The organism is Flavobacterium sp. HTF, from assembly GCF_003105115.1.
Lineage (GTDB): Bacteria > Bacteroidota > Bacteroidia > Flavobacteriales > Flavobacteriaceae > Flavobacterium.
In genome coordinates this window covers 13,420-32,224 of the sequence record NZ_QETH01000031.1, presented here as the reverse complement: position 1 = coordinate 32,224, position 18,805 = coordinate 13,420, and the positions used below count along the sequence as shown (strand labels likewise).

The 18,805-nt window shown below is 31.7% G+C and carries 16 protein-coding genes; 15 read left to right on the top strand and 1 reads right to left on the bottom strand.

Going from position 1 to position 18,805, the window contains the following annotated elements; all coding sequences use genetic code 11:
• Nucleotides 1–84 precede the first annotated feature (84 nt).
• The 3 genes from DCO46_RS11400 (at nt 85) to ctlX (ending at nt 3,358) form a co-directional block, all read left to right on the top strand.
• Nucleotides 85–1,362, top strand: coding sequence for a citrate synthase (locus DCO46_RS11400; RefSeq protein ID WP_116752679.1), 1,278 nt, complete (start codon nt 85–87; stop codon nt 1,360–1,362).
• 64 nt (nt 1,363–1,426) lie between these two features.
• Entirely contained in the window at nt 1,427–2,341 is a 915-nt protein-coding gene (locus DCO46_RS11395; RefSeq protein ID WP_116752678.1) for a dimethylarginine dimethylaminohydrolase family protein, read from the top strand.
• A gap of 81 nt (nt 2,342–2,422) precedes the next feature.
• Complete coding sequence (ctlX, locus tag DCO46_RS11390) at nt 2,423–3,358, top strand: citrulline utilization hydrolase CtlX (protein ID WP_116752677.1); 936 nt, start codon at nt 2,423–2,425, stop codon at nt 3,356–3,358.
• 79 nt (nt 3,359–3,437) lie between these two features.
• On the opposite strand, the gene DCO46_RS11385 is transcribed toward ctlX, so the two are convergent.
• Nucleotides 3,438–4,067, bottom strand: a complete 630-nt coding sequence (locus DCO46_RS11385) for a MarC family NAAT transporter (RefSeq protein ID WP_116752676.1) — start codon at nt 4,065–4,067, stop codon at nt 3,438–3,440.
• Between the two features lie 153 nt (nt 4,068–4,220).
• Here DCO46_RS11385 and DCO46_RS11380 point away from each other — a divergent pair, with 153 nt between their 5' ends.
• The 12 genes from DCO46_RS11380 (at nt 4,221) to DCO46_RS11320 (ending at nt 18,798) form a co-directional block, all read left to right on the top strand.
• Complete coding sequence (locus DCO46_RS11380; protein WP_116752675.1) at nt 4,221–4,586, top strand: CoA-binding protein; 366 nt, start codon at nt 4,221–4,223, stop codon at nt 4,584–4,586.
• A 106-nt stretch (nt 4,587–4,692) separates the two neighbouring features.
• Nucleotides 4,693–5,313, top strand: a complete 621-nt coding sequence (recR, locus tag DCO46_RS11375; RefSeq protein ID WP_116752674.1) for a recombination mediator RecR — start codon at nt 4,693–4,695, stop codon at nt 5,311–5,313.
• Between the two features lie 71 nt (nt 5,314–5,384).
• Nucleotides 5,385–6,179: a polysaccharide biosynthesis/export family protein gene (locus DCO46_RS11370; RefSeq protein WP_116752673.1), complete on the top strand. Its 795-nt coding sequence runs from the start codon at nt 5,385–5,387 to the stop codon at nt 6,177–6,179.
• A 14-nt stretch (nt 6,180–6,193) separates the two neighbouring features.
• Nucleotides 6,194–8,641 (top strand): polysaccharide biosynthesis tyrosine autokinase, encoded by a 2,448-nt coding sequence (locus tag DCO46_RS11365; protein ID WP_116752672.1) that lies wholly within the window; start codon nt 6,194–6,196, stop codon nt 8,639–8,641.
• 7 nt (nt 8,642–8,648) lie between these two features.
• A complete protein-coding gene (locus DCO46_RS11360) occupies nt 8,649–9,632 on the top strand; it encodes an SDR family oxidoreductase (protein WP_116752671.1) in 984 nt (327 codons plus the stop codon).
• Nucleotides 9,633–9,661: 29 nt separating this feature from the next.
• Nucleotides 9,662–11,053 (top strand): UDP-glucose 6-dehydrogenase, encoded by a 1,392-nt coding sequence (locus tag DCO46_RS11355; protein WP_116752670.1) that lies wholly within the window; start codon nt 9,662–9,664, stop codon nt 11,051–11,053.
• An 84-nt stretch (nt 11,054–11,137) separates the two neighbouring features.
• Nucleotides 11,138–11,602, top strand: coding sequence for a UpxY family transcription antiterminator (locus tag DCO46_RS11350; protein WP_116752669.1), 465 nt, complete (start codon nt 11,138–11,140; stop codon nt 11,600–11,602).
• Between the two features lie 294 nt (nt 11,603–11,896).
• Nucleotides 11,897–13,180 carry a nucleotide sugar dehydrogenase gene (locus tag DCO46_RS11340; protein ID WP_165828924.1) on the top strand — a complete coding sequence of 428 codons (1,284 nt, stop codon included), beginning with the start codon at nt 11,897–11,899 and terminating at the stop codon, nt 13,178–13,180.
• A gap of 36 nt (nt 13,181–13,216) precedes the next feature.
• Complete coding sequence (locus DCO46_RS11335; RefSeq protein WP_116752667.1) at nt 13,217–14,224, top strand: mannose-1-phosphate guanylyltransferase; 1,008 nt, start codon at nt 13,217–13,219, stop codon at nt 14,222–14,224.
• A 3-nt stretch (nt 14,225–14,227) separates the two neighbouring features.
• Nucleotides 14,228–15,274, top strand: a complete 1,047-nt coding sequence (gene rfbB / locus DCO46_RS11330) for a dTDP-glucose 4,6-dehydratase (RefSeq protein WP_116752666.1) — start codon at nt 14,228–14,230, stop codon at nt 15,272–15,274.
• Nucleotides 15,275–15,317: 43 nt separating this feature from the next.
• Nucleotides 15,318–17,729, top strand: coding sequence for an SLBB domain-containing protein (locus tag DCO46_RS11325; protein ID WP_116752665.1), 2,412 nt, complete (start codon nt 15,318–15,320; stop codon nt 17,727–17,729).
• Nucleotides 17,730–17,739: 10 nt separating this feature from the next.
• Entirely contained in the window at nt 17,740–18,798 is a 1,059-nt protein-coding gene (locus tag DCO46_RS11320) for a lipopolysaccharide biosynthesis protein (protein ID WP_116752664.1), read from the top strand.
• The last annotated feature ends 7 nt before the right edge of the window (nt 18,799–18,805 follow it).

Here is an 18,805-nt window from a genome sequence, read left to right as displayed (position 1 = left end):
CATAGCAGGTTTCTTTTTTTAATTAGTCTTAAATTCCTTAGATTTGGTAAATTATTATTTTATAGAATTATTTCCCAATATATTATGTCAAAAATAGCTACATTAGAAGTAGATGGTCAAAAAATTGAACTTCCGGTAATCACTGGGAGCGAAAATGAATCAGCTATCGATATTAACAAATTACGTGATTTAACAGGTATTATTACAATTGATCCAGGGTATAAGAATTCTGGATCTTGTAAAAGTGAAATCACCTTCTTAGACGGAGAATTAGGAATTTTACGTTACAGAGGATATTCAATCGAAGATTTGGCTGAAAAAGCTAGTTTTTTAGAAGTGTCTTATCTTTTGATTTTCGGAGAATTACCAACAGCTCAGGAATTAGAGCAGTTTGAAAATGGTATTAAAAAACATACTTTGGTAAACGAAGAAATGAAAAATATCATTGACGGTTTTCCAAAAACAGCCCACCCAATGGGAGTTTTATCTGCTTTGACAAGTGCTTTAACAGCGTTTAATCCAAAAGCGGTAAATGTTGAAAATGAAAAAGAAATGTATGAGGCCATTTGTAAAACAATGGGTAAATTTCTTGTAATTGCAACATGGACTTATAGAAAATCTATGGGCTATCCTTTAAATTATTACGATAACACAACTGGTTATGTTGATAATTTTATGCAGTTAATGTTTAAATTGCCTACAGGACCATACTCTGCGAACCCTGTTGTTATTGACGCATTAGATAAATTATTCATTCTTCATGCAGATCACGAGCAAAACTGTTCAACTTCTACGGTAAGAATGGTTGGTTCTTCTCATGCTGGTTTATTTGCTTCTATATCTGCTGGAGTTTCAGCTCTTTGGGGCCCTCTTCACGGAGGTGCAAATCAAGCTGTACTTGAAATGTTAGAAGAGATTAATAAAGATGGTGGAGATACTGATAAATTTTTAGCGAAAGCAAAAGATAAAAATGACCCTTTCCGTTTAATGGGATTTGGGCACAGAGTTTATAAAAACTTTGATCCTAGAGCAAAAATCATCAAAAAAGCGGCTAATGAAGTTTTGGAAACATTAGGTGTTGATGATCCGATTTTAGAAATTGCTAAGAAATTGGAAGCGGCAGCTCTAGAAGATGAGTACTTCAAATCAAGAAATTTATATCCAAATGTTGATTTCTACTCTGGAATTATTTACAGAGCATTAGGAATTCCAACAGATATGTTTACAGTAATGTTTGCTATTGGAAGATTGCCAGGCTGGATTGCACAATGGAAAGAAATGCGTGAAAATAAGGAGCCAATCGGACGACCAAGACAAATTTATACCGGACATCCTTTGAGAGACTTTAAGTCAAACAAATAAAAAAATCTAAAGCTTCACTTAACTGTGAAGCTTTTTTTATCTTTGCCCAAAATATAATATAGTTATGTTGCAATTAAATGTAAAGAACGAAACGTCTAGATTACGTGCTGTAGTTTTGGGTTCTGCTGTTCATAATGGGCCAACTCCTTCAGTTGAAGAGGCTTATGATCCTAAATCATTGGAACATATTAAAGCAGGTACTTATCCTGTGGAGAAAGATATGGTTGCTGAAATGGACGCTTTTAATGCTGTCTTTCAGAAATATGATGTAACTATTTATCGTCCGGAAATGATCGAAAATTACAATCAGATCTTTGCCAGAGATATTGGTTTTGTTATTGATAATACTTTTATAAAATCAAATATTTTACCCGACAGAGAAAGAGAATTAGATGCTATTCAGTATGTAATTGATCAGATAGATTCTCAAAAAGTTGTTCGCCCTCCGGAAGAAGTTCATATCGAGGGAGGTGATGTAATGCTGTGGAATGATCATATTTTTATAGGTACTTATAAAGGTAGTGATTACAAAGATTATATTACAGCGAGAACAAACATGCACGGTGTAAATTATATCAAAGAATTATTCCCAAATAAAATTGTAAAAGAATTCGATTTAGTCAAGTCTAAACTTGAAGCCAGAGATAATGCACTGCATCTGGATTGTTGTTTTCAGCCTGTTGGAAAAAATAAAGGCATAATTTACAAAAGAGGTTTTCGTGAAGAAGCTGATTATTTGTATCTGGTTAATCTTTTTGGAAAAGAAAATTTATTTCACATTGAAAGAAATGAGATGTATAATATGTTTTCGAATGTATTTTCAATAGATGAAAATGTTGTAGTTTCTGAAAAAAACTTTACAAGACTAAATAATTGGCTGCGTGCAAATGGATTTACAGTAGAAGAGATTCCGTACGCTGAAATTGCTAAACAAGAAGGGTTGTTGAGATGCTCAACTTTACCATTAATTAGAGACTAATAATAGTTTTTGAATTTTAGGTTTCAAGTTATTACAAGGCGTGAAACGTGAAACTTTAAACTTGAAACAAAAATATAAAAAATGAAACAAACAACAAATGCAATCGTAATGATTCGCCCGGTTGCTTTTAGAATGAATGAGCAAACAGCGGTAAATAATTATTATCAAAAAGTATTAGACGGACTTTTACCAAGTACTGTAAATGCAAAAGCCCAGCAAGAATTTGATGTTTTTGTAGAGAAATTAAGAGCAGTTGGTGTGGATGTTACCGTGATTGAGGATACTTTGGAAACAGATACTCCTGATAGTATTTTTCCAAATAACTGGGTTTCATTTCATGAAAATGGAGATGTAGCTTTGTATCCAATGTTTGCAGAAAACCGTCGTCAGGAACGTCGTGAAGATATTTTAGATACTCTTGAAGAAAAAGGATTTGAAGTTACCAATATAATGGATTATACTTCTGCAGAAGAAGACGGGATTTTTCTTGAAGGAACGGGTAGTTTACTTTTAGATCGAGCAAACGGAAAAGCGTATTGTGCTTTGTCTCCTCGTGCAGATGAAGAACTGTTTATAGAGTTTTGTGAAGATTTTGATTATGCACCAGTAATTTTTGAAGCTTTCCAGACTGTAGACGGCGAACGCAAATTAATTTATCATACCAATGTAATGATGTGTCTGGGTGGAACCTTTGCTGTTATTTGTGCAGACTGTATCGATGATAAAAAAGAGAGAAAAATGGTTCTGGAAAATCTTAAAGCTGACAATAAAGAGGTTATTTTGATTACCGAAGCTCAGGTTAATAATTTTGCAGGAAACATGCTGGAAGTTCGAGGAACAAATGATAAGAAATATATTGTTATGAGTGCATCTGCTCATCAAAGTTTAACATCTAAACAAATAGCTCAATTAGAAAGCCATGCTGAAATTCTGAGTTCAAGTTTGGATACAATCGAGGCTTGCGGTGGAGGAAGTGCAAGATGTATGATGGCTGAAGTTTTTTTGCCAAGAAGTTAAGTAGAAGTAAAATAAAATAAAAAAGGGATAAAGCTTAGAGTTTTATCCCTTTTTTATAATGTTGAATTTAGAAAAATAATTACATCAAATTTCCTTTTATAATATTGACAATTGAACTTACTATATATTGAATTCCGATTGAAATTACAATAAAACCAACAATTCTTGAAATAGCCACAATTCCTGAAGCTCCTAATATTCGGGCCAGATAATGAGCGCTTTTGAGTATAAGAAAGATTGCTACTGCAATTGCCAAAATTGCTAAACAGGAAAATATTATTTCTTCCATTTGGTGATGTTCCTGATAGAATGCAATTAATAATGAAATTGAACCAGGACCAGCTAACATCGGAATGGCTAAAGGAGTCAGGGCTATGTCGTTTCTTTGCTGTATTTCATTTTCAATCTTTTTATTAATACCTCTTTTTTTGTTGAACTTTCCAGAGAGTAAAGAAAAACCTGAGTTAACAATTACGATTCCGCCGGCAATGCGAAGAGCATCGATGCTAATTCCAAAAAAAGTAAGCACATATTGACCAATAAAATAGGACACAATTAAAATGATAAAAACGTTTACTGCAGTCCATATTGAGATTCTGGAGCGTTCCTTTTTAGAATCATGTTGTGTTAGTCCTACGAAAATAGGTACTGTTCCAATTGGATTCAGTACTGAAAAAAGAGCAGCAAATAAATAAATGAATAAATCCATATTGTTTGGGTTAGTTAGAGTAAAAATAGTCATTTTTTAATATCAGAGTATAATATCATGTTTTGTTATTGTTTTTTTATTACACTAATTCCCTATAAATAACATAAAGTAAGCTCATTCTTTTTGATTACTTTTGTACGATATTTTAAAATGATGAAAAACAAAAAAACTTTAGTTCTGGGTGCTACCACAAAACCAGATCGCTACGCTTTTAGAGCCATAAATTCTTTAGTTCAAAAAGGACATACAGTTTTGGCAATCGGTCAGAATACAGGAGAAGTTGCAGGTGTAAAAATTCACACAAAAGCTATACCTGTTACCAATATTGACACTGTCACGCTCTACTTAAACCCAACCCGTCAAAGAGATTATTACAATTACATAGTTGAAGCACAGCCAAAAAGAGTGATTTTTAATCCCGGAACTGAAAATCCTGAATTATATCAATTACTGGAGTTAAATAATATTAAAGCTGAAATTGCTTGTACATTAGTTTTACTGGCTACTAACCAGTATTAATTTTAGAAATTTCTTAAGTATTGTCTTTTTTTGTATGGATAGTAAAAATCTTTTTGCTATCAACAGAATCGACTAAAAGTACACTGAAAACACTATTTTTGTCGTTATGGAATTTTCATCAAAACTAATTGAGAAAGCAGTAAACGAAATGTCACAATTGCCAGGAATTGGTAAACGTACGGCATTGAGACTGGTTTTGCATTTGTTAAAACAACCAAAGGAACAGACTGGTTTTTTATCTCAGGCATTGTTAAATATGCGGGAAGATATTAAATTTTGTGAAAATTGCCATAATATTTCTGATACGAAAATTTGTGAAATATGTGCTAATTCAGCAAGGAATCACCGGTTAATTTGTGTGGTTGAAGATATTCGGGATGTAATGGCTATTGAAAATACAGGTCAATACAAGGGAATATATCATGTTTTAGGTGGCAAAATCTCTCCAATTGAAGGTGTTGGGCCCAGCCAATTGAATATTTCAAGTCTGGTCAAAAAAGTAAAGGAGGGAAAAGTAACAGAAGTTATTTTTGCCCTGAGTTCAACAATGGAAGGAGATACAACAAATTTTTATATCTACAAACAAATTGCAGAGTCTGAGATTATACTTTCAACAATTGCAAGAGGTATTTCAGTCGGGGACGAGTTAGAATATGCAGATGAAATTACACTCGGCAGAAGTATTTTGCAACGTGTTCCGTTTGAAAAAACTTTCAAAAACAACTAAATAAGATCAAATAAACTTTAGATTTCCTGAAGATTAAAGGAAAACCTATATTTGCCGATAAAATATTAACAATGACAAAAAACAGCTTTTATATATTACTATTAATTAGTGTGTTATTTACTTCTTGTATTCCTGTAAAAGATTTAGTGTATTTACAGGATAAAAATTCTTCAGGAGAACAAAATACAGTTGCAGCGGTTGAATCTAAACCTTATAGATTACAGGCAAATGATGTAATAAGTGTAGATATCAAAGCAATTGACCCTAAGTTGGTATCGATTTTTAATAAAACAGAATCTGCTTCAGGAACGACAGGAAAAACAGAATCTGCTTTGTATTTTGATGGTTTTACAATTGATGATCATGGAAATATCAGAATGCCAATTCTGGGAGAAATAAATGTTATCGGGTATACACTTGAAGAAGTGAGGGTAATAATTGAAAAAAAGTTGCTTGAAGAATATTTTAAAAGTGAAGCTAATATTTTTGTAACAGTAAAATTAGCAGGGTTCAGGTATACAATTAATGGCGAGATAGGAAGTACCGGAACAAAAACATTATTTCAGACACATGTTAATATTATGGAAGCTATAGCAAATGCCGGTGATATTTCAACAGTTGGAAATAGAAAAGAAGTGATGATTATTCGTCAGACTCCTACAGGAGTATTAATGAATAATATTGATCTTACAGATGTAAATGTAATGAAGTCCCCATACTATTACCTTCAGCCCAATGATTACATTTATGTAAAGCCACTAAAGCAAAAAACATGGGGGACAGGTCAGACAGGTATTCAGTCTGTAAGTACTATTATTACTTTGCTGTCATTGGCTACGACTGTTTATTTAATTCTTAAAAATTAAAACCGGATTCAAAGATGTTAGATATAAAAGATTTTTCGATTTTTGAAAATCATTCGAATTTTGATTTTAAAGGACTTTTGTTGAAGATTGTCAGCTATTGGAAATGGTTTCTAATAAGTTTAATAATTGCCCTTACAATTGCATATCAGGTAAATATTCGAAAAGAGAAGATTTACTCTATGCAAACAATGATTTCTATTAAGGAAGAAAGTAACCCTTTTTTTACTTCTAATACCAGTTTGGTTTTTAACTGGGGAGGAATCTCCGATCAGGTTAACGGGATTTCAACTATTCTTAAATCAAGATCACACAACGAATTAGTTGTAGATAAACTCCAGTTTTATATTGACTATCTCGCACAGGGTAAATACAATCTAGTTGACTCTTACGGAGCTGTACCTTTTTACTTGAATATAGATAAATCAAAAGGACAGATTGCGAACACTCTTGTAAGTATCAAATTTTTAAGTGAAAATGAATACGAAATCAGGATTCCGTTCGAGAACAATTCGGTTTCATTGATAACCTATTCTGAAAATAAATATAGTACTACAGCTGTTCAGCCTGCTGAATTTGTAAAAAAATATAAAGTTGGCGAACAGGTTTCATTACCTTTTTTAAATTGGAAATTACAAATTAATGACAATCCCGGTTTTTATAAGGGAAATGAATATTTTGTTCGTTTTAATGATTTTGACGGAACAGTTTCCAGATATAGAGGTTTAGATGTAGGTTCTGATGATAAAGGAGGATCTTTATTGACTTTGTCACTACAAGGCACCAATAAAGCCAGAATGGTAGAATATTTAAATTCAACTGTAAAAATGCTGATTAAAATTCAGCTTGACGGAAAAAACCAATTTGCAACCAATACGATACGATTCATTGATAGTACATTGGTTTCAATGGAAGCACAATTGAAAGAAACCGGAAATGAACTTAAGTCTTTCAGAAAGGATAAAAATATATATGAAATTGAAGCAGGGGGCCAAAAGGTTTCCGATAAAATAATGGATTTTGATGTAGAGAAAGATCAAATTTCAAGAAAAATAGCCTATTATAATTCCTTAAAAACATACTTAAATAATAGTGTAGACTATTCACGTTTACCTGCACCGTCTGTTGCGGGAATTGAAGATCCGAATATAACTGTAAATGTTTCAAAACTGATAGCGCTTTCTACACAAAGATCAGAAATGGCATATGCAGTAAAAAGTGATAAAATTTTTAAAGATTTTGATAATCAGATGCGTGCTCTAAAAGATGTTTTGTTAGAAAATATTACAAGCGCAAAATCATCTTTGTTGTACGATTTGTCATTGATAAATGGAAAAATTGGACAGGCTGAAACCACAGTTAAAAGACTTCCGGAGGAACAACAGGAGTTATTGAAAATTAAAAGGAAATATGATTTAAATGATAACATTTATACTGAATTTCTTCAAAAAAGAAATGAGGCAGAAATTGTAAAAGCATCTAATTTATCGGATATTCACTTTATTGATCCTGCAAAAGACATTGGAGGAAATTTAATTGGGCCAAAAACATCTGTAAATTATATTTTAGCATTATTTTTAGGAACACTTATACCACTAGTATTTGTTTTTATAATTTTCTTTATTAATAATTCAATTCAAAACCCTGAGGATATCAGTAAACTGACTCAGATTCCTCTTATAGGGGTTATTGGTTTTAATAAGGATAATATCAATTTAGCAGTTTTCGAAAAACCTAAATCGGCGCTTTCAGAATCATTTAGGACAATACGTTCGTCCCTTCAGTTTCTTTACAAAAAGCAGCGTGTAAGTGGAGCAAAAACACTTATGATTACTTCATCTGTAAGTGGTGAAGGAAAAACATTTTGCTCAATAAATATTGCAACAGTTTTTGCCTTGAGTGAGAAAAAAACAGTCATAATTGGATTGGATTTGAGAAAACCCAGATTAGCAGATGAGTTTAATCTGTCAAGTAATATTGGTGTTGTTAATTATTTAATCAAACAAAAAAATCTTGATGAAATAACTCAGTCAACTCAAATTCCAAATCTTGATGTTATTCTTTCAGGACCAATTCCTCCAAATCCTTCTGAACTTATTTTAAGTGAAGCAATGAAGGAACTAATAGATGAGCTGAAACAAAAATATGATTATATCATTTTAGATACACCTCCGGTAGGTCTGGTTTCAGATTCTTTAGAATTAGCTCAGTATGCTGATGTAACTTTGTATATAGTAAGACAGAATTACACTAAAAAAGATATGATTACTCTCCTGAATAACAGAATAAAAAGAGGAGAATTAAGTAATGCGAGTATCGTTTTAAATGGATATGAAAATAAAGCGAAATATGGTTCCGGATACGGGTATGGTTATGGTTACGGAGCATATTCAAACGGATATCATGAAGAGGAAGACAAGACAAACTTTATAAAGTCTCTTTTCAGTAAATTCAGTAAAAAATAATTTGGCCATGAAAATTTCAGATCAATATAAAATTCTAGTTACAGGCGGAGCCGGTTTTATTGGTTCAAATTTATGCGAGCATTTTTTAGGATTAGGTCATAAGGTAATTTGTTTAGATAATTTTTCAACAGGACACCGTCATAACCTGAAAGATTTTATAGAAAATCCAAATTTCAAATTGATTGAAGGAGACATTCGTAATGTTGCAGATTGTGTATTGGCAGTTGAAGGAGTTGATTATGTTTTGCATCAGGCTGCTTTAGGTTCAGTTCCGAGATCTATAAATGATCCCATAACATCAAATGACGTCAATGTTTCCGGATTTTTAAATATGCTGGTTGCCTCACGCGATGCTAAGATAAAACGTTTTGTCTACGCAGCAAGTTCTTCTACCTATGGCGATTCTGAGGGATTACCAAAAGTTGAAGAAGTGATCGGGAAACCATTGTCTCCATACGCCATTACAAAATATGTGAACGAATTGTATGCTGAGATTTTTAGCAGAACTTATGGATTAGAAACAATTGGGCTGCGTTATTTTAATGTTTTCGGAAGAAAGCAAGATCCAAATGGAGCATATGCTGCAGTGATTCCTAAGTTTGTTATGCAATTTATGAATTATGAAAGCCCGGTTATAAATGGTGACGGAAACTATTCACGAGATTTTACTTATATCGATAATGTAATTCAGATGAACGAATTGGCTGTAACAAGTCAAAATGCCGATTCCATAAATACAGTTTATAATACAGCATTTGGAGACAGAAATACATTAAATGATTTGGTTGGATATTTGAAGAAGTATTTAGCAGAATTTGATCCAAAAATTGCAGAAGTTGAAATTATATATGGCGCTAATAGAGCAGGTGATATTCCACATTCATTGGCTAGTATTAATAAGGCAAAAAAAATGTTAGGATATGATCCAAAATACTCTTTACAGGAAGGGTTAAAAGAAGCTGTAAGCTGGTATTGGAATAACTTGAAATAAAAATAAATTTAAGATTAATAATAAATTAAATGGAAATTACAAAAATTTGCTGTATTGGAGCTGGATATGTTGGTGGTCCAACAATGGCAGTGATAGCTCAAAAATGCCCCCATATTCAAGTGACTGTTGTCGATTTGAACGAACAAAGAATTAAAGATTGGAATGACCCAAATACAGACAATATTCCAATTTATGAACCGGGACTTTCAGAAATTGTTGCTGAAGCAAGAGGAAGAAATCTTTTCTTCTCTACTGAAGTAGAAAAAGCAATTGATGAGGCTCAGGTAATTTTTATCTCTGTAAACACACCAACCAAAACCTATGGAAAAGGGAAAGGTATGGCCGCAGATTTAAAATATATCGAACTATGCGCAAGACAAATTGCAAAAGTTGCCAAACAAAATAAAATTGTAGTAGAAAAATCAACATTACCAGTTCGAACAGCTGAGGCAATAAAAAGTATTTTGGATAACACAGGTAATGGTGTTCAGTTTCAAATCTTATCAAATCCTGAATTTTTAGCAGAAGGTACTGCAGTTACAGACTTATTAAATCCGGACAGAATTTTAATAGGTGGAGATACTACTACAGAAGGAGAAATTGCGATTAATGCTTTAGTTGATGTATATGCAAATTGGGTAGACAGAGATAAAATCTTAACTACGAATGTTTGGTCGTCAGAATTATCTAAGCTAACAGCCAATGCATTTTTAGCACAACGTATTTCATCAATAAATGCAATGTCAGAATTGTGTGAAAAAACGGGAGCTGATGTCAGTGAAGTGGCAAGAGCAATAGGTATGGATAGCCGAATTGGCCCTAAATTTTTAAAAGCATCTGTAGGGTTTGGAGGTTCTTGTTTTCAAAAAGATATTTTAAACTTAGTTTACATAGCAAAAACATATGGTTTAAGTGAAGTAGCAGACTATTGGGAACAGGTTATTATTATGAACGATCATCAAAAAAGAAGATTTTCAAATAAAATAGTTCAAACATTATATAATACCGTTGCCGATAAAAAAATCACCTTTTTAGGTTGGGCATTTAAGAAAGATACTAATGATACCCGTGAGTCCGCAGCTATATATGTGGCCGATGATTTGATTAACGAACAGGCTAAAATTTCGGTTTATGATCCTAAAGTTTCAAGAAATAAAATACTGAGTGATTTAAATTATTTAGAAACAAGATCGGATGTAGAAAATAAAGAAGCTATTTTAACGTTTGATAATTCTTATGATGCTTGCAAAGGGGCTCATGCTGTAGCAATTCTTACTGAATGGGATGAATTTACAACGTATGACTGGAAAAAAATTTATGACTCAATGCACAAACCTGCCTTCATTTTTGATGGAAGGAATATATTAAACTCACAAGAATTAGAATTAATTGGATTTATTTACAAAGGAATAGGTTCTTAGTTCGTATTAATATTGATTTAAATTTTGTTTAGAAAAGAATACAATGAATAGGGATTTAAAAATTTTATTTCAATATAAAAACATATGAATTGGTATGTGGTTTATACTAAGCCCAAATGGGAGAAAAAAGTTGCAGAAAAACTTCAACAAATAGGAATTGAGTCTTATTGTCCATTGGTTACTCAGGTAAAACAATGGTCAGACAGAAAGAAAAAAGTTGAAGTACCGCTTTTTAATTCATATGTTTTTGTTCAGTTGGCTGATAACGATAGAAATACAGTTTTTCAAGTAGCAGGTATAGTTCGTTATTTATTTTGGCTGGGAAAACCAGCAATTGTCAGAGATGAAGAAATTGATATAATAAAAAGAAATCTCAACGCATCAAATGTTAGTGAAATCTCAGTAACAACAATGCAGGTTGGAGACAGAATAAAACTAGATTCAGGGGTTTTTAGTAATCAGGATGCAATTGTTCAGGAAGTTTCAAATACACACTATATTTTGGTTTTAGAATCTCTTGGTTGTGTGTTAAAAATTAAATATAAATAAAGTTTTGAATTTCTATATTTTAATTTAATAAAGAATAAAATTCACTTGTTAGTGTTTTTTATTCTTTATTTTTTTGTAAATAATTTCTTTGTTAACTGATTTGTAAATGTTTGGTGAAGATTTACAACTTTTAAGAATTTTCTTTTTAAGTTCTACAGGAAACTGTATTGAATTTATTGACTTAATGTGTTATATTTGCCAAAAACTCAATCTCCAGATATCTGTGCCACAGCATGTGACAGAGAGAGGCGAAGCCGTGATTTTTAGTGACCGAATTAAAAAAAAGAACATAAATTGAATAAAGATATAAAAATAGCAGTTATTGGCTTAGGATACGTAGGGCTTCCTTTGGCCAGGTTATTTGCGACAAAATATCCTGTTGTAGGTTTTGATATTAACCAATCAAGAGTAAGTTCTTTAAAATCCGGAACAGATACTACATTAGAGATCGATGACGATACTTTGCAAAATGTACTGGTTGAAAATAATGAAGGTAAAGTTGGTTTATATTGTACTACATCTTTAAACGATATTGCGAATTGTAATTACTTTATAATAACGGTTCCGACCCCAGTAGATAAAAACAATCGTCCGGATTTAACTCCATTATACAAATCAAGTGAGTCAGTAGGTAAGATATTGAAAAAAGGAGACATTGTAATTTACGAATCTACAGTGTATCCAGGTGTGACTGAAGAACAATGTGTTCCGGTTTTAGAAAGAGTTTCAGGATTGATATTTAATGAAGATTTTTTTGCCGGATATTCCCCGGAAAGAATTAATCCGGGAGATAAGGAACATACTGTAGAAAAAATTTTAAAAGTGACTTCAGGATCTACTCCTGAAATTGGTTTAAAAGTTGATGAATTATATAAATCTGTTATTACAGCTGGAACCCATTTAGCACCCTCAATAAAAGTTGCTGAAGCAGCCAAAGTTATAGAAAACTCCCAACGCGACATTAATATTGCTTTTGTTAATGAATTGGCGAAAATATTTAACTTAATGAATATTGATACGCAGGAAGTACTAACAGCAGCGTCAACAAAATGGAATTTTTTACCATTTAAACCTGGACTAGTTGGAGGTCATTGCATTGGTGTTGATCCTTATTATTTAGCACAAAGAGCACAGGAATTTGGATACCATCCTGAAATAATTTTGGCAGGCCGACGTTTAAATGACAGCATGGGAGAATATGTTGCTTCTCAGGTAGTAAAGTTGATGATCAAAAAAGGAATTTCTGTAAATGGTGCAAATCTTTTGATGCTGGGTATTACCTTTAAGGAAAATTGTCCTGACGTCAGAAATACAAAAATTGTAGATGTTGTAAGAGCATTGAAAGAATACGGAATAACAGTTACTATTTATGATCCCTTAGCTAACATTGAAGAAGTTAAAAAAGAATATAAATTGAAAACTACAGATTCTGTTCCAAAAGAAAAATTTGATGCTATTGTATTGGGTGTTGCTCACAAAGAATTTTTAAAACTTAATTTTTCTGAGCTACAAGAATCAAATAGTTTATTATATGATGTAAAAGGAGTTTTAGGTACTATAGCTGATAACAGATTATAGTTTACTAAAACTTTTTTGTTTAAATTTAAAGTAAATATGAAAATAAATAATTCAATTATACATGTAATTCTAACCGGAGGTGTTGGAAGCAGGCTTTGGCCACTATCACGTAAAAGCCAACCTAAACAATATCTGGAGATATTTGAAGGAAAATCTTTGTTTGAAATGACTGTAGACAGAAATAGTCATTTAGCCAACAAAGTTATGGTGGTAGGAAATGTTGATAACCATCATTTGAGCGGTAAAGTGATGGACAAAACACAAACTTCTTACATTAATATTGTTGAGGCTACCCCAAGAAATACTGCAGCAGCAATTGCTTTTGCGGCATTTGCTTCTGATCCTGAAGATATATTAATCGTAACTCCATCAGATCATATTATTGACAAGATGGATAATTACAATCAAGCTATAAATGAAGCTATATCAAAAGCGCAGGATGGTAATATTGTAACTTTCGGGATTATCCCGACAAAACCAGAAACTGGATATGGTTATATAGAATCAAAAGGAGACAAAGTGATTTCATTTCGTGAAAAACCAAATGAAACTACTGCAAAGGAATTTATTGCAAGAGGTAATTTTTTATGGAATAGCGGAATGTTTTGTTTTAAAGCGGGAGTTTTACTTGATGAATTGAAACAGTTTCAACCAGATGTTTACGAAAAATCAAAAGCTGTTTGGGAATCCAGCAAAGATGGGTTTTTGAATTTAGATTTATCAATGGAAATTCCATCAATTAGTATTGACTATGCTGTAATGGAACGCAGTAAAAAAATTAAGGTTGTACCAGCTTCATTTGCATGGTCTGATTTAGGTTCTTTTGAATCTGTATATGATTATTTGGTTTCAAAAGGCCATCGTGTTGATGAAAATAGAAATATGGTTATCGGATGTGAAAAGCATACCACATTTTTAGGATTGCAAGATACTATTTTTGTTTATACTGATACGGCCAACCTAATACTACACAAAGAAAGTTCACAAAATGTAAAGGATATATACAGTGAGCTTGAAAAACAGAATTCTGATTTACTAAATTAAAAAATGAAAAAAATTCTTATAACTGGAGGTGCCGGTTTTATCGGGTCACATGTAGTAAGACGTTTTGTCAATAAATACCCGGAATATCAAATCTATAACTTAGATGCTTTAACTTACGCTGGAAACTTAGAAAATATTAAGGATGTTGAAAATCGACCTAATTATAATTTTATAAAAGGGAATATTGTTGATGAAAATTTTATAAATGAGCTTTTTTCACTTCATAATTTTGATGGAGTTTTGCACCTGGCCGCAGAATCTCATGTAGACCGCTCAATTGAAGATCCATTAGCATTTGTGAAAACAAATGTAATCGGAACAATGAATTTATTGAATGCTTCTAAAAGTCAATGGAAAGATAATTTTGAAGATAAACGATTTTATCACATAAGTACTGATGAAGTTTATGGTTCCCTGGGAACTGAAGGATTATTTACTGAGTCAACACCATATGATCCAAATTCTCCTTATTCTGCTTCAAAAGCAAGCTCTGACCATTTTGTAAGAGCGTACGGAGAAACTTATGGGCTTCCATATGTTTTAACAAACTGTTCAAATAATTATGGATCATATCATTTTCCTGAGAAATTGATTCCGCTTTTTATAAACAATATTATAAATAACAAACCTTTACCAGTATACGGTGATGGAAATTATACACGTGATTGGCTATTTGTAGAAGATCATGCTGCTGCAATAGACTTAGTTTTCCATGAAGGCAAAAATCATGAAACCTACAATATAGGAGGATTCAATGAATGGAAAAATATAGATTTGGTAAAATTGTTATGCCAAATTATGGATCAAAAATTAAAAAGAATTAAAGGGACTTCTGAACAATTGATTACTTATGTAAAAGATAGACCTGGCCATGATTTACGTTATGCAATAGATGCTTCAAAAATAAATAGAGAATTAGGATGGAAACCATCTGTAACTTTTGAAGAAGGATTAGAAAAAACAATTGATTGGTATCTTAGTAATGATGATTGGTTAAGAAACGTGACATCAGGCTCATATATGGATTACTACAAAAAACAATATTCATAAATTTTTTATTTAAATCTAAATTTGATAAAAAAAAATATTACATATGAAAAAAATAATTTACGTTCTCACTATTCTTTTTATTTTCTTAGGATCCTTTAGGATTAATGCTCAGGATATACTTAAATCGAAAGATTTAAGTACTGTAAAAGTAGATAACTTGTCAGATGATGATATCTCTAGAATCAGTACACAATTGCATAATAATAACATGAGTGTAGATCAAGCTGAACCTGTTGCTATATCTAAAGGAATGAGCCAAGATGAGTTTAATAAATTGAGAGTCAGATTAAATAATTTATCGAATACATCCGAAAATAATAATTCTCAATCTAACTCAAATAAAAATAATTCTCAATTTGGGAGAACCCAAGATGTAATTACAAATAATAAAGTCAAAGATTCTGCAAATGCATTAATTTTTGGATCAGAATTATTTGATAATCCTAATTTGAATTTTGAGCCAGATTTAAAATTGGCGACTCCAATGAATTATATATTAGGACCGGGAGATATATTACAAATTAATATATATGGCGTTCAAGAGTTTAATACTCGTGCATCTGTAACAGCTGAAGGAAAAATTACAATTCAATATGTTGGGCAAATTTCAGTTTCAGGAATAACTGTTGAAGCTGCGACACAAAAAATCAAAGCTGCTATTGCAAAAGTTTACAGTACTGTTCGATCAGGACAATCACAAGTTAGTGTCAGTTTAGATCAAATACGTACTATAAAAATAACAGTTGTTGGCGGTAAGCAGCCAGGTAATTATTCAATTTCATCATTGGCTACAGTTTATAATGCTTTGCACTTAGCAGGTGGCCCTGGTAAAAATGGGAGTTATAGAAATATTGAATTAATTAGGAATAATAAAGTTTTTAAAAACATAGATATTTATAGATTTTTAGTAAAAGGAGATCAGTCTGACAATGTTAGTCTAAAAGATAATGATGTTATACGAATTCCTGCATATAGTCAAAGAGTAACTATTAATGGAGAAGTAAAACGTCCAGGTATTTTTGAGATAAAAAATGGAGAGACTTTTTCTGATTTATTAAACTTTGCTTCCGGTTTTAATGAATTTGCTTATACAGGATCTGTAAATGTTGAGCAAAAAACGAATAAGGAATATAAAGTTCATGATATAAATGAAAATGATTTTAATAGTTATATCCCTAAGTCAGGAGATGTTTTTACAGTGACACGAATCTTAAGTCGCTATGAAAATAGAATTAAAATTGAAGGGGCTGTTTTTAGACCGGGTTATTATTCTTTTATTGAAGGAATGAAAATATCTGACTTTATTGCCAGGGCTGAGGGACTTAAAGAAGATGCATATGTTAAAAGAGCCAGAGTTATAAGATTGAAATCTGATTTAACAACTGAAATTGTAAATGTTGATTTAAGTGCAGCATTATCAGAAGATGTAAATGCAGATATAGAATTAAAAAGAGAAGATATTCTTACCGTTTATTCTATTCTTGATTTCAGAGAAGAGTATAAAATAACGATAGATGGTGAAGTAAAAAATCCAGGAACTTATGATTATTTTGAAAATATAACTTTAAATGATTTAATTGTACAAGTTGGGGGTTTAACTGGATCGGCATCAAAAAGAGTTGAAATAGCAAGAATGTTTAAATCTGATGAAATAAAAGATGGAGATCCTAAACGTATTGAGTTATTACAACTTGAAATTACTACTGATAATAATGAACAGGTTAAAAATTTTATTTTGCAACCATTTGACGTTATTAATATCCGACGAATAGCTGTTTACGAAAAGCCTGAAATGGTTAAAATATCAGGAGCAGTTACTTATCCTGGGAAATATGTTTTAGCAAACAAAAAAGAAAATGTATATAATATTGTAATGAGAGCAGGTGGTCTAACCTCAATTGCAAATATTGAGGGTATGAAAATTAAAAGGCCTATCAAACAGGAAGAAATAGATAAAATTGAAAGCATAGATTTAAATTTGTCTAATAAAGATAGTTTGGCTGAAAAACTTAAAAAAGAAATAAAATTCTCTACAATTCCTATTAATTGGGAAAAAATCATTAAGGATAAAAATCATTACTCTAATGTAACATTGTTTCCAGGTGATGAAATTGAAGTAGCAGTATACAACGAAGGTGTAAAAGTTACTGGGAACGTTTTGTTAACTTCAGAAATTCCATATAGGAGAGGGAAAAACTTCAAATACTACATAAACGCCGTTGGAGGAGTTGACAATAAAGGTTGGAAAAAGAAATCGTATATCATATACCCAAATGGAAAAGCTGATGTTACTAAATCATTTTTATTTTTTAGGAGCTATCCACGTGTAGAAGCTGATTCACAAATCGTTGTTCCTGAAAAACCGGAGACTAAAAATTTAACTACCGGTGAATGGGTTGGTATCGGAAGTGTTTTGACAAGTTTGGCATTGCTAATCATAACAGCTTTTAAATAAATTTAATTTTATGCAGGAAAATTATAAAGAAGATGCTGAAATATCTTTAACAGGACTGATTGAAAAATGCAAAGAATGGTACAGATATTTTCTAACCAAATGGAAGCTGATTATATTAGCCGGATTTATTGGAGCCCTTTTAGGATTAGCATACACATTATCAAAAAAAACTAAATATATAGCAACTTTATCTTTTGCTCTTGAAGATGATGGTAATTCAGGAGGATTAGGCGGGGCATTAGGTTTGGCTAGCCAATTTGGATTAGATATAGGAGGTTCTGGTGGCGGAATTTTCATGGGATCTAATATTGTGGAACTTTTCAAATCTAGAGCTATGGTAGAAAAAGCTCTTTTAGCTCCAATTGATATGGAAAAAAAGCAAACAAATTTGGCTGAATTTTATATCGAGGATAAAGGCTGGAAAAAAAAATGGAAAGATAATCCAAGATTGAAGAAAATTGATTTTTTTTCTGGATTAAAAAAGGACTATCATACAAGAGAAGAGGATAGTATTCTGGGAGTTATTTATAGAGATCTTTCAAATAATGTTTTAGACGTTTATCAAAAAGATAAAAAAGTATCAATTATAAGTATTGATGTAATTTCAAAAAATGAACTTTTCTCTAAATTGTTTTGTGAAAACCTAGCAAAAGAAGTTTCTAAGTTTTATATAGCTACAAAAAGTAAAAAATCACAAATCAATATGGATATTTTAAAACGCCAATCGGATTCTGTTCGGACCGCTTTAAATAGTGCTATTACTGGTGTAGCGATTGCTGATGATAATACATTTAATTTGAATCCGGCAATGAATGTTAAAAGAACACCTTCCTCTAGAAAACAGGTAGATGTTCAGGCTAATGCTGCTATTTTAACAGCATTAGTGCAACAAACAGAACTTGCCAAAATTGCATTACGTAAAGATACTCCTTTAATTCAGGTAATAGATAGACCTATTTTACCTTTGCCTAATGATAAGGCAAATAAAATAATTGTGATGTTTCTTTCAGGTTGCGCAATGGTTTTTTTTACTTTTCTATATTTAATTGTAAAGAGATTACTATCTTAAATTATTC